Below are 12,683 nucleotides of genomic sequence, written 5' to 3' on the forward strand. Positions count from 1 at the left end.
CCCGCGACCGGGAGCGTGAACCGCAGCTGTACGCACGGGCCGGCATTCCCCACTTCTGGCTGGTGGAGCGTATGGACAACGGCCGCCCAACGATCCACACCTACGAACTCGACCGGGTCGGGGCGAAGTACGCACTGACCGGCATCCACCACGACCGCTTGAAGCTCTCCGCGCCCTTCACCCTCGATGTCGACCTCACCGAGATCGACGACATGCAGGCAGCCCCGGGGCTCAGAGGCGGGAGGCCTTCAGGGCCATGTGGAGGAGGAGGCGGGACTGGCCGTCGGCCAGGTCGAGACCGGTGAGCTGCTCGATGCGGGACAGCCGGTAGTAGAGGGTCTGGCGGTGGATGGCCAGGGCCGCGGCGGTGCGGGCGGCCTGGCCCGCGTGGTCCAGGTAGACCTCCGCGGTGCGGGCGAGCTCGCGGTGGTCGGGGGAGAGGAGCGGCGCCACCGCGGGATCGGGCGGGGCGCCGGCGGGCAGCGCGGTCAGCAGGCGGTAGGCCCCGAGGTCCGCCCAGCGGGCGACCGGCCCGAGACCGGGCTGCGCCTCCGCCGCGCGCGCCGCGTCCAGCGCCTCCCGCCACGCCTCCGGCAGCGCGCCCAGATCCTCACGGCCCTCGCCGACCCCGGCGACGGCCGGCGCCAGTGACTCCAGCAGGCGCAGCGCCGCGGACTGCGCGGGCGCGAGCAGTTGGAGGGAGCGCAGCCGCACCAGGCAGGCCACCGGCTCCGGCCGCGCCGCCGAGCCCGGGCCGCCTGCCCGCGACCCGCCGGCGGCGCCCGCCGGCACGTACGCGATCGCCGCCGCCCCCGGCAGCGCCCGCAGCCCGGGCAGCTCCGGCGCTTCCGGTTCGGCCGGAGCCGGGCCGCGAGCCGCACCCGCACCCGTGCGTGCACCCGCACCCGTGCGTGGACCCGCACCCGTGCGTGGACCCGCACCCGCACCCGCAGCCCCATCGGCAGCTCTCCCGGGCTCGGCGCCGCGGACGCAGACCAGGGCGTGCGGCTCGCCCGCGTCCTCGCCGAGCGCGGCGCGCAGCGCGTCCTCCGCCTCGTCGCGGGCCGCCCGCGAGGCCGCGGTGAGCAGCGCGCGCAGGGCGAGCCCGGCCGCCGAGCCGGCGCGGGCGGCGGCGGCCAGCCGGGCGCCGATCCGCGCGGCGACCGCCATCGCCGCGGACAGCTGGCCTTGCGTGTGCTCGGCCTCGTCCAGCAGCCAGACGTACCCGTAGACCACGCCGCCGTGCCGCACCGGCAGGCACAGCCGCCCGCGGAAGACCCCGGCGGACGGGGCGGCCGGGATGCGCACCGGCCCGGTCGCGCGGGCGATGCCGAACCGCTCGAACCAGGCGCGGACCTCCGCGGTCGACCGGCGCGTCAGGATGGAGCGGGTCCGCACCGGGTCCATGGCCGCGTCGTCGTCGCTGTCGTGCACCCCGAAGGCGATCAGCCGGAAGTCCCGGTCCTCCAGCGTCGCGGGCGCGCCGAGCAGCGCCGACACCTCGTCGACGAGCTCCTGGAAATCCCCGTACTCACCGGCCACCCGCCCATTGTCGCGCACCTCCCTCATACAGATGTATGAGGGACCGCACCCGGATGCGTGACAGCTGTCGATGGTCCACGGGGTAGCCGGTACCTAGATTCACGGTGACGGGAAGCGCGTCCGCCGCGCCCCGCAGATCCCGCTTGTGTCCGCATGCCCGAAGGAGCCACCGTGCTCGGTCCCGTGTTGCTCGCCGCCTCGCGCAGCGACCGTATGCGCCGCGTCGTCGCCGCCGCACCCGTCACCCGTCCGGTGGTGAAGCGCTTCATCGCCGGTGACGAGCTGCACCCCGCCATGGACACCGTCCGCGGCCTGACCGACGGCGGGCTCGACGTCACCCTGGACCACCTCGGCGAGGACGTCACCGACCGCGCCACCGCCGGCGCCACCCGCGACGCCTACCTGCGGCTGCTGGAGACCCTGGGCAAGGACCAGCTGGGCCCGCGCGCCGAGGTCTCGGTCAAGCTCTCCGCCTTCGGCCAGGCGCTCCCCGACGGCGGCCACGACATCGCGCTGGCCAACGTCCGCGAGGTCGCCGAGCTGGCCACCGAGATCGGCACCACGGTCACCCTGGACATGGAGGACCACACCACGGTCGACTCCACCCTGGCGATCCTGCACGAGCTGCGCCGCGCGCACCCGCAGACCGGCGCCGTGCTGCAGTCCTACCTCTTCAGGACCGAGGAGGACGCCCGCGCGCTGGCCGTGGCCGGCTCCCGCGTCCGGCTGGTCAAGGGCGCCTACAAGGAGCCCGCGAGCGTGGCCTTCCAGGACAAGAAGGACGTCGACCGGGCGTACGTGCGCGCCCTGCGCACCCTCTTCGAGGGTGACGGCTACCCGATGGTCGGCTCGCACGACCCGCGCATGATCGCCATCGCCCAGGACCTCGCCGCCCGCAACCACCGCACGGCCGGCAGCTACGAGTTCCAGATGCTCTACGGCATCCGCACCGCCGAGCAGCGCAGGCTGGCCGACGAGGGCGAGCGGATGCGCATCTACGTGCCCTACGGCGCAGACTGGTACGGGTACTTCATGCGCCGCCTGGCGGAGCGCCCGGCCAACCTCGCCTTCTTCCTCCGCTCCTTCCTCCCCGCCCGCTGAAACCCCCCGAGGAGAACGCTCCATGGACGCTGTGACCCAGGTCCCCGCGCCGGTCAACGAGCCGGTGCACGGCTACGCCCCCGGCAGCCCGGAACGCGCCCGGCTGGAGGCCAAGCTCAAGGAGCTGGCCGGCAACCCGGTCGACCTGCCGATGTTCGTCGGCGGTGTGGAGCGGATGGGCGGCGGCGAGCGCTTCGACGTCGTGCAGCCGCACAACCACGGCGCCCGGCTCGGCACCTTCGCCAACGCCACCACCCAGGATGCGCAGGACGCGATCGACGCCGCGCTGGCCGCCGCGCCCGCCTGGCGCGCGATGTCCTTCGACGACCGCGCCGCGATCATCCTGCGGGCCGCGGAGCTGCTGGCCGGCCCCTGGCGCGAGACCGTGGCCGCCTCCACCATGCTCGGCCAGTCCAAGACCGCGCAGCAGGCGGAGATCGACAGCCCCTGCGAGCTGGTCGACTTCTGGCGGTTCAACGTGCACTTCGCCCGGCAGATCCTCGCCGAGCAGCCGGTCGCCAACGCGCCCGGCGTCTGGAACCGGCTGGACCACCGCCCGCTGGAGGGCTTCGTCTACGCCATCACGCCGTTCAACTTCACCGCGATCGCCGGCAACCTGCCGACCGCGCCCGCGCTGATGGGCAACGTCGTGGTGTGGAAGCCGTCGCCGACGCAGACCCACTCCGCGGTGCTGCTCATGCGGCTGCTGAAGGAGGCCGGCCTGCCGGACGGCGTGATCAACCTTGTCACCGGTGACGGCCTGGCCGTCTCCGAGGTGGCGCTGCAGCACCCGGAGCTGGCGGGCATCCACTTCACCGGCTCCACCCGGACCTTCCAGCACCTGTGGCGCACGGTCGGCGAGAACATCCAGGGCTACCGGTCCTACCCGCGGATCGTCGGCGAGACCGGCGGCAAGGACTTCCTGGTCGCCCACCCGTCGGCCGACCCGGCGGTGCTCAAGACCGCGCTGACCCGCGGCGCCTTCGAGTACCAGGGCCAGAAGTGCTCGGCCACCTCCCGCGCCTACATCCCGCGCTCGATCTGGGAGAACGGCTTCAAGGAGGAGTTCGCCGCCGAGATCGACGGCCTCACCATGGGCGACGTCACCGACCTCACCAACTTCCTCGGCGCCGTCATCGACGAGCGGGCCTTCGCCAAGAACAAGGCGGCCATCGACCGCGCCGCGGCCGACCCGACCGTCGAGGTCGTGGCCGGCGGCTCCTACGACGACTCGGTGGGCTGGTTCGTCCGCCCGACCGTCCTGGTCTCCACCGACCCGGAGAACGAGATCTTCCGCGAGGAGTACTTCGGCCCGGTGCTGGGCGTGCACGTCTACGAGGACGCCGACTTCGAGGCGATGCTCACGCAGATGGAGTCGGTGTCCGCGTACGGGCTGACCGGCTCGGTCGTCGCCCGGGACCGCGCGGCCGCGGCCCACGTGATGGAGCGGCTGCGGTTCGCGGCCGGCAACTTCTACATCAACGACAAGTCGACCGGTGCGGTCGTCGGCCAGCAGCCGTTCGGCGGCGGCCGGGCCTCCGGCACCAACGACAAGGCCGGCGCCGCGCAGAACCTGATGCGCTGGACGTCCACCCGGTCGATCAAGGAGACCCTGGTCCCGCCGACCGACTACCGCTACCCGCACCAGGGCTGAACCCAGCCCTTGCGGGAACGGCCCCGGGGAGGTCACCCCTCCCGCCCCCGGGGCCGTTCCCGCCCTTCTGCCACCGCCCCCGCCTCCGGCCCCCATCCGGACGCGGGGGCGGTTTCCATGGGCGCCCCGGTGGGCACCCGCACCCCGCAGGAGTGATCGTCGTCTCAGATAGTAGGAAGTCCGAGTAATTGTGGAGACAGGACGAAGCCACTGACCTAGCGTGGTGACAAGCCGAACGTCCCGCTCGATCGAGCGAGCGGCGGAAGTGCGCACGGCGCTCCTACCGCGGGTCACCCCCCGCCGCGCCGGCCCTCCGCCCGCGTTCCATGGCACCCCCATCTCCTCCGATTCCCAGTGGAGTTGATCCCCATGGACGAGAACGCCCGCCAGAACGCCCAGCGCGCCCTGCAGCGCTCGATGGACCGCCGCGACAACGGCGGCAGCACCGGGCACGAGCGCGCCTGACCCCCGGCCGGGGGACCTTCCCGGCCGGACACGCCGTCCGGCATGCGGACAGCGCATGTCACGGGATGGGACGCGGAGTAGGGTGCGGACATGTCTCGCAGCCTCAGCCTCGCAGTCATCCCCGGCGACGGAATCGGTCAGGAAGTCGTCACCGAAGGTCTCAAGGTCCTCTCCTCCGTGCTCCCGCAGGACGTGAAGCTGGAGACGAAGGAGTTCGACTTCGGCGCCAAGCGGTACCACGCGACCGGCCAGACCCTCACCGACGAGGACCTCGAGGAGCTGAAGGCGCACGACGCGATCCTGCTCGGTGCCATCGGCGACCCGTCCGTCCCCTCCGGCGTGCTGGAGCGCGGCTTCCTGCTGAAGCTCCGCTTCGCCTTCGACCACCACGTCAACCTGCGCCCCAGCAGGCTGTTCCCCGGCGTGGGCACCCCGCTGGCCGGCAGCCCGGCCATCGACTTCGTGGTGGTCCGCGAGGGCACCGAGGGCCCGTACACCGGCAACGGCGGCACCATCAGGACCGGCACCCCGCACGAGGTCGCCACCGAGGTCAGCCTCAACACCGCGTACGGCATCGAGCGCGTGGTGCGCGACGCCTACCAGCGCGCCCAGGCCCGCCCGCGCAAGAAGCTCACCCTGGTCCACAAGAACAACGTCCTGGTGCACGCCGGCCGGCTGTGGACCCGGATCTTCGAGGCCGTCGGCGCCGAGTACCCGGACGTCACCACCGACTACCTGCACGTGGACGCGGCGACGATCTTCCTCGTCACGCAGCCCGAGCGGTTCGACGTGATCGTCACCGACAACCTGTTCGGCGACATCATCACCGACCTCGCCGCGGCCGTCTCCGGCGGCATCGGCGTGGCGGCCAGCGGCAACATCAACCCCAGCCGCGCGTTCCCCTCGATGTTCGAGCCGGTGCACGGCTCCGCGCCGGACATCGCCGGCCAGTCCAAGGCCGACCCCACCGCGACCGTGCTCTCCGTCGCCCTGCTCCTGCAGCACCTCGGCTACGACGCCGAGGCCGCCAGGATCGAGGCCGCGGTGCAGGCCGACCTGGCCGAGCGCGCGGACGGTCCGGCCCGGTCCACGGTGGAGATCGGCGACGCACTGGCCGCCCGCGTGTCGGGCTGACCGAGCCCAGAGGTAGGTACCCGGCCCCGCCGCTGCGATAATCGGTGGCGGGGCCGCAGTGCGGCGGGACACTTGGACGTCCTAGCATCCGGGACGGCAGCGGAAGACGGTGAAGGAACACATATGACGACGCCCACGATCGAACTCAAGCCCTCCTCGCACCCGCTCGCCGACGCCGAGCGCAACGCGATCCTCGCCAACCCCGGGTTCGGGCGTCACTTCAGCGACCACATGGTCTCCATCCGCTGGACCGAGGGCCGCGGCTGGCACGACGCCCAGCTGGTGCCCTACGCGCCGCTGTCCGTCGACCCGGCCAACATGACGCTGCACTACGCGCAGACGATCTTCGAGGGCCTCAAGGCGTACCGCCAGCCCGACGGCAGCGTCGCCACCTTCCGCCCCGAGGCCAACGCCCGCCGCTTCCAGGCATCCGCCCGCCGTCTGGCGATGCCCGAGCTGCCGGTCGAGACCTTCATCGAGGCGTGCGACGTGCTGGTGCGCCAGGACAAGGCGTGGGTGCCGAGCGAGGGCGAGGCGTCGCTCTACCTGCGGCCGTTCATGTTCGCCTCCGAGGTGGGCCTGGGCGTGCGCCCGGCCAACGAGTACACCTTCCTGGTCATCGCCTCCCCGGCCGGCGCGTACTTCTCCGGCGGCGTCAAGCCGGTGTCGGTGTGGCTGTCCGAGGAGTACGTGCGGGCCGCCCCCGGCGGCACCGGCGCCGCCAAGACCGGCGGCAACTACGCCGCGTCCCTCGTCGCCCAGGCGCAGGCCATCGAGCACGGCTGCGACCAGGTGGTGTGGCTCGACGCGATCGAGCGCCGCTGGATCGAGGAGATGGGCGGGATGAACCTGTACTTCGTGTACGGGGACCGCATCGTCACCCCCGAGCTGTCCGGCTCGCTGCTGCCGGGCATCACCCGCGACTCGCTGCTGTCCATCGCCGCGGACCTCGGCTACGAGGTCAGCGAGGGGCGGATCAGCGTGGACGACTGGAAGCAGGGCAACGAGGACGGCTCCCTGACCGAGGTGTTCGCCTGCGGCACCGCCGCGGTCATCACTCCCGTGGGGTCCGTGAAGTCCACCCGCGCGAACTGGTCCGTCGCGGACGGGCAGCCCGGTGACGTCACCATGCGGTTGCGCTCCGCGCTGCTCGACATCCAGACCGGCCGTGCCGCCGACCCCCACGCCTGGATGCACCCCCTGGGCGTCTAGGACGCCCCTCTCCCTGCCTTCCGCCCCCCCCGCGGGCTGCGGTTCATTCGTGAACGGGCGGCGTTCGTCCCTGCCCGGACAGGGGGTGCCCCTGTGGGCACACGGCAACCCTCAGGGGCGCGGGGAACTGCGCGCGCAACCGGCCGCCGGCCGGTGGTCCGGGACGGACCGAACAGCCCCTTCGGGCCGGTGACGACCCGCGGCGCCGCGGGGGCCGGTCGCGCAGTTCCCCGTGCCCCTGAGGGGCGCCCTTCGCCCGCGCAAGGGCGAACGCCGTCCGCGGAGGACCGGAATGTGAGACGGGTGCGAGGGGGACCCTCGCGGTGTGGCACACTGCGAACGTGTCCTCGCACGTCATGATTATTGGCAGCAGGCACGCCGGTCCGCAGTGACGCCCCACTGACCCCAGTGGCTCGCCACCGTGTCCCAGACCCGCGTGCAGACCTCTCGCATCCGCGAGGGGTCTTTTCGTTTCCCGGCCCATCCGCGCCGGAGGCGACACCGCACGCGGTGGCTGGGGGCAAGTGGAGTCGGAACCCCCGGGCAGATCCAGGCCCGGGGGACACCACCCACCCGACAGGAGTTAGACAGCTATGACCGCGGAACCAGACGACAGCTTCCATGTCTTCGACACCACGCTGCGCGACGGCGCCCAGCGTGAGGGGATCAACCTCACCGTCGCCGACAAGCTGACGATCGCCCGGCACCTGGACGACTTCGGGGTGGGCTTCATCGAGGGCGGCTGGCCCGGAGCCAACCCCCGCGACACCGAGTTCTTCGCCCGCGCCCGCACCGAGCTGGAGCTGCGCCACGCGGTCCTGGTCGCCTTCGGCGCCACCCGCAGGGCCGGCGCCTCCGCCGCGGAGGACCCCCAGGTCAACGCGCTGCTGGAGTCCGGAGCGCCGGTGATCACGCTGGTCGCCAAGTCGCACGACCGGCATGTGGAGCTGGCCCTGCGCACCACCTTGGAGGAGAACCTGGAGATGGTCAGGGACACCGTCTCCTACCTGGTCTCCCAGGGCCGCCGCGTCTTCGTCGACTGCGAGCACTTCTTCGACGGCTACCGCGCGAACGCCGCCTACGCCACGTCGGTCGTGCGCACCGCGCACGAGGCCGGCGCGTCGGTGGTCGTGCTGTGCGACACCAACGGCGGCATGCTGCCCGCCCAGGTGCAGGCCGTCACCGGCCTGGTGCTCGCCGACACCGGCGCCCGGCTGGGCATCCACGCCCAGGACGACAGCGGGTGCGCCGTCGCCAACACCCTGGCCGCGGTGGACGCCGGCGCGACCCACGTGCAGTGCACCGCCAACGGCTACGGCGAGCGGGTCGGCAACGCCAACCTCTTCCCGATCGTCGCCGCGCTGGAGCTCAAGCACGGCCGCCGGGTACTGCCCGAGGGCGCGCTCGGCGAGATGACCCGGATCTCGCACGCCATCGCCGAGGTCGTCAACCTCCCGCCGTCCACCCACCAGCCGTACGTGGGCGTCTCCGCGTTCGCGCACAAGGCCGGGCTGCACGCCTCGGCGATCAAGGTCGACCCCGACCTGTACCAGCACATCGACCCCGAGCTCGTCGGCAACACCATGCGGATGCTGGTGTCCGACATGGCCGGGCGCGCCTCGATCGAGCTGAAGGGCCGCGAGCTGGGCATCGACCTCGGCGGGGACCGCGAGCTGGTGCAGCGGGTGGTGGACCGGGTCAAGGAGCGCGAGCTCCAGGGCTACACCTACGAGGCCGCCGACGCCTCCTTCGCGCTGCTGGTGCGCGGCGAGGTGGACCAGGTCGGCGGGCGCAGCCCGCGCCGCTTCTTCCGCACCGAGTCCTGGCGGGCCATCATCGAGGACCGCCCGGACGGCAGCCACGCCAACGAGGCGACGGTCAAGCTGTGGGCCAAGGGCGAGCGGATCGTCGCGACCGCCGAGGGCAACGGCCCGGTCAACGCCCTGGACCGCGCGCTGCGGGTGGGCCTGGAGCAGACCTACCCGCAACTGGCGGGCTTCGCGCTGGTCGACTACAAGGTCCGCATCCTGGAAGGCCGTTCGGGCACCGACTCCACCACCCGGGTGCTGATCACCACCACCGACGGCACCGCCGAGTGGTCCACGGTGGGCGTCGCCGACAACGTCATCGCCGCGTCCTGGCAGGCCCTGGACGACGCCTACGCCTACGGGCTGCTGCGGGCGGGCCTCGAACCCCAGGAGTGACACCGGCGTTGCCGCCGGATGACCCAGGGGTGATCACGGCGGGCCCGCCGGGCGACGGTTGCGGGCCCGTCCGCGGATCTGGGCCGAACCCTGGCGGACGCGCGTAGACCTCGGGCACACTCCTCCTGCGCCACCTGCACATCCCCCATCCCGGCGGCACCGTCCGCCCCCGCAGGAGGAGATCGCATGAGCAGCACCACCCTTGTGTCCTCGCCCACCGCGCGCCTGCGGCCCCGCACCCGGGCCGTGATCACCGCCCTCACGCTCCTGCTCACCGTGCTCTTCGCGCCCGGCGTCGGCCTGGCCAGCAGCCACGACGCGTTCGCGGTCACCAAGCTGACGCAGGCCCAGGCCGAGAGCATGTTCCGCAGCGCCGGCATCACCTGGTCCTCGTCCGGTGGCTGCACCAACCGCAACAACTCCACGTGCACGTCCTTCGACGGCCTCAACCAGGCCACCGCGCAGGGCGCCGTGACCCTCAAGCACGCCAGCGGCTGCGCCCTGAACATCACCGGCGGCACCGAGGTCGGCCACGCCAGCGGCACCTACTCGCACTACAACGGCTACAAGCTCGACTTCGGCAAGAACACCTGCCTGAACAACTACGTGCACAACGTCTTCGCGTACATCGGCCTGCGCGGCGACGGCTACCCGATGTGGCAGTCCGGCGCCGGCAACGTCTACACCGACGAGGGCAACCACTGGGACGTCCTGTACTACAACTGCGGCGGCTGCTGAGCCGCCGCCCCGCCACCCGCCCGGCCGGCGGAAAACCGTTCGGCCGGGCGGGTGGCGGGCCCGTAGGGTGCCCCGGTGACCGAGACCCCTCAGCAGTCCCCTCAGCAGATCCCGCGGCAGTCCTCCGAGCAGCCCGCGCGGATACGGCCCGCCCAGCCGGCCGACTCCGCCGCCATCGCCCAGGTGCACATCAGGTCCCGCGAGGCGACCATGCCCTACCTCCCGCCGCGCAAGCGCACGGACGCCGAGGTCGAGGCATGGGTGCGGGACATCGTGCTGCCGGGCAGCGCCGTCTGGGTGGCCGAACTCGACGGCCGGGTGGTCGGGTACGCCGCTGTCGAGGACGACGAGCTGGACGCCCTCTACCTGTTGGCCGACGTCCGCAGGCGCGGGATCGGCACCCTGCTGCTGGCCGCCGCCAAGGCCCACCGCCCGGACGGGCTCGGCCTGTTCGTGTTCCAGAAGAACACCGGCGCGCGCGCTTTCTACCTGCGCCACGGCTTCGTCGTCACGGCGGCCACCGACGGCTCGGGCAACATGGAACGCGAACCCGACCTGGCGATGCGCTGGTCACCGGTGACGAACGGCACACGTACTGTCGGGTAACCGGCGAGGGTGCGCCGCCATAAGGTGTGCGCACACCCTCACCCCGACCGACAACCGGGAGATCGCATGCGCTCGGCGAAGGACTTCTTCCGCCCGCTGGCCGTGGGGGCTCCGGCCCCCGTGCGGGAGGTGCCGTTCCGGCCCTCGCGGATGATCCACTTCTTCGACCCCGGCAACGAGAAGATGGCGGCCAAGGTGCCGTCCCTCGCTCCGCAGGTGGACGTCCTGCTCGGCAACCTGGAGGACGCGGTCCCCGCCGACCGCAAGGAGGCCGCCCGGCACGGGTTGGTGAAGACCGCCCGGGCCACCGACTTCGGCGCCACCCAGCTGTGGACCCGGATCAACAGCCTCGACTCGCCCTGGGTGCTGGACGACCTGCTCACCCTGGTCCCGGAGATCGGCGACAAGCTCGACGTCGTCATGGTGCCCAAGGTCGAGGGCGCCCAGGACATCCACTACGTGGACCGGCTGCTCGCCCAGCTGGAGGCCAAGGCGGGGCTCACCCGGCCGATCCTGGTGCACGCCATCCTGGAGACGGCCAGCGGTGTGGCGAACGTCGAGGAGATCGCTGGGGCCAGCCCCCGGATGCAGGGCATCTCGCTCGGCCCGGCCGACCTGGCGGCCAGCCGCCGGATGAAGACCACCCGGGTCGGCGGCGGCCACCCCGGCTACGTGGTGCGCGCCGACCCCGACGGCGACGCGCCGCGGGCCACCTTCCAGCAGGACCTGTGGCACTACACGATCGCCCGGATGGTCGACGCGTGCGCCGCGCACGGGATCCTGCCGTACTACGGGCCGTTCGGGGACATCCAGGACGTCACCGCCTGCGAGGACCAGTTCCGCAACGCCTTCCTGCTCGGCTGCGTCGGCGCCTGGACGCTGCACCCGGTCCAGATCGCCGTCGCCAAGCGGGTGTTCTCCCCGTCACCGCAGGACGTGGCCTGGGCCCGCCGCGTCATCGCGGCCATGGGCGACGGCACCGGCGCGGTGATGATCGACGGCAAGATGCAGGACGACGCCACGTACAAGCAGTGCCTGGTCGTCGCCGACCTCGCGGACGCGCTCGCCGCCCGCGACCCGGAACTCGCCGAGGCCTACGCGGCCGCCGCCGCGCAGGAGGAGGCCCGATGAGCAGCGACCTGCGCCCGCGCCGTTCCGTCCTCTACATGCCCGGCGCCAACGAGCGCGCCCTGGAGAAGGCGAAGACCCTCCCCACCGACGCGCTCATCCTCGACCTGGAGGACTCCGTCGCCCCCGACGCCAAGGCGGGGGCCCGCGACCGGGTGGCGGCCGCCGCGGCAAGCGGCGCCTACGGCCACCGCGAGGTGACCATCAGGGTGAACGCCCCCGGCACCCCCTGGCACGCCGACGACCTGCGGGCCGCGGCCGAGGCGGGACCGGACGCCGTCGTCGTGCCCAAGGTCGACTCGCCGGACACCGTCCGCGCGGTCGAGGCCGCGCTGGAGGCGGCCGGCGCACCCGACCGCACCGCCATCTGGGCGATGATCGAGACCCCGGTCGCGATGTTCGACGCCCGCCTGATCGCGTCCGCCTCCGAGCGGCTCACCGTGCTGGTGATGGGCACCAACGACCTCGCCAAGGAGCTGCACGCCGAGCACGTCCCCGGCAGGGCCCCGCTGCTCACCGGACTGTCCCTGGCGCTGCTCGCGGCCCGCGCCACCGGCCGGGTCATCTTGGACGGTGTCTACAACGACGTGAAGGACACAGCGGGCTTCGAGGAGGAGACCCTCCAAGGGCGCAGGCTCGGATTCGACGGCAAGACGCTCATCCACCCCGGCCAGCTCGAGGCGTGCAACCGGATCTTCGCGCCCGCCCAGGCCGACGTCGAGCGGTCCCGGCGGATCATCGCCGCCTTCGAAGAGGCCACGTCACAGGGGCGCGGGGTGGTCACGGTGGACGGCAGGATGATCGAGAACCTGCACGTGGAGGAGGCCCGCCGGGTGCTGGCCCTCGCCGAGGCGATCGCCGGGCGCTGACCCCGGCGGCGCGGCCCGGGCCCTGCTCGG

At 72.7% G+C, this 12,683-nt stretch carries 10 protein-coding genes; 9 read left to right on the top strand and 1 reads right to left on the bottom strand.

Annotated elements, in window-relative coordinates:
- Nucleotides 1-231 precede the first annotated feature (231 nt).
- The gene (locus ACH4TG_RS11565) at nucleotides 232-1,569 is read right to left on the bottom strand and encodes a PucR family transcriptional regulator (protein WP_398241981.1); all 1,338 of its coding nucleotides are present in this window, start codon (nucleotides 1,567-1,569) and stop codon (nucleotides 232-234) included.
- Between the two features lie 144 nt (nucleotides 1,570-1,713).
- Here ACH4TG_RS11565 and ACH4TG_RS11570 point away from each other — a divergent pair, with 144 nt between their 5' ends.
- The 9 genes from ACH4TG_RS11570 (at nucleotide 1,714) to ACH4TG_RS11610 (ending at nucleotide 12,653) form a co-directional block, all read left to right on the top strand.
- Nucleotides 1,714-2,643 (top strand): proline dehydrogenase family protein, encoded by a 930-nt coding sequence (locus ACH4TG_RS11570; RefSeq protein WP_398241982.1) that lies wholly within the window; start codon nucleotides 1,714-1,716, stop codon nucleotides 2,641-2,643.
- Nucleotides 2,644-2,665: 22 nt separating this feature from the next.
- Complete coding sequence (gene pruA, locus ACH4TG_RS11575) at nucleotides 2,666-4,297, top strand: L-glutamate gamma-semialdehyde dehydrogenase (RefSeq protein ID WP_398241983.1); 1,632 nt, start codon at nucleotides 2,666-2,668, stop codon at nucleotides 4,295-4,297.
- Nucleotides 4,298-4,852: 555 nt separating this feature from the next.
- On the top strand, nucleotides 4,853-5,896 hold the full coding sequence (locus ACH4TG_RS11580; RefSeq protein ID WP_398241984.1) for a 3-isopropylmalate dehydrogenase: 1,044 nt from the start codon (nucleotides 4,853-4,855) through the stop codon (nucleotides 5,894-5,896).
- A 123-nt stretch (nucleotides 5,897-6,019) separates the two neighbouring features.
- On the top strand, nucleotides 6,020-7,108 hold the full coding sequence (locus ACH4TG_RS11585) for a branched-chain amino acid aminotransferase (protein ID WP_398241985.1): 1,089 nt from the start codon (nucleotides 6,020-6,022) through the stop codon (nucleotides 7,106-7,108).
- 593 nt (nucleotides 7,109-7,701) lie between these two features.
- The gene (gene cimA, locus ACH4TG_RS11590) at nucleotides 7,702-9,312 is read left to right on the top strand and encodes a citramalate synthase (RefSeq protein ID WP_398241986.1); all 1,611 of its coding nucleotides are present in this window, start codon (nucleotides 7,702-7,704) and stop codon (nucleotides 9,310-9,312) included.
- 186 nt (nucleotides 9,313-9,498) lie between these two features.
- On the top strand, nucleotides 9,499-10,050 hold the full coding sequence (locus tag ACH4TG_RS11595; protein WP_398241987.1) for a hypothetical protein: 552 nt from the start codon (nucleotides 9,499-9,501) through the stop codon (nucleotides 10,048-10,050).
- A 75-nt stretch (nucleotides 10,051-10,125) separates the two neighbouring features.
- Nucleotides 10,126-10,656: a GNAT family N-acetyltransferase gene (locus ACH4TG_RS11600; protein WP_398241988.1), complete on the top strand. Its 531-nt coding sequence runs from the start codon at nucleotides 10,126-10,128 to the stop codon at nucleotides 10,654-10,656.
- 66 nt (nucleotides 10,657-10,722) lie between these two features.
- The gene (locus ACH4TG_RS11605; RefSeq protein WP_398241989.1) at nucleotides 10,723-11,787 is read left to right on the top strand and encodes an HpcH/HpaI aldolase/citrate lyase family protein; all 1,065 of its coding nucleotides are present in this window, start codon (nucleotides 10,723-10,725) and stop codon (nucleotides 11,785-11,787) included.
- Nucleotides 11,784-12,653, top strand: a complete 870-nt coding sequence (locus tag ACH4TG_RS11610) for an HpcH/HpaI aldolase/citrate lyase family protein (protein ID WP_398241990.1) — start codon at nucleotides 11,784-11,786, stop codon at nucleotides 12,651-12,653. Before ACH4TG_RS11605 ends, ACH4TG_RS11610 begins: the two co-directional genes overlap by 4 nt.
- Nucleotides 12,654-12,683 lie beyond the last annotated feature (30 nt).

It is taken from the genome of Streptomyces sp. NPDC020917 (assembly GCF_044333795.1).
GTDB lineage: Bacteria > Actinomycetota > Actinomycetes > Streptomycetales > Streptomycetaceae > Actinacidiphila.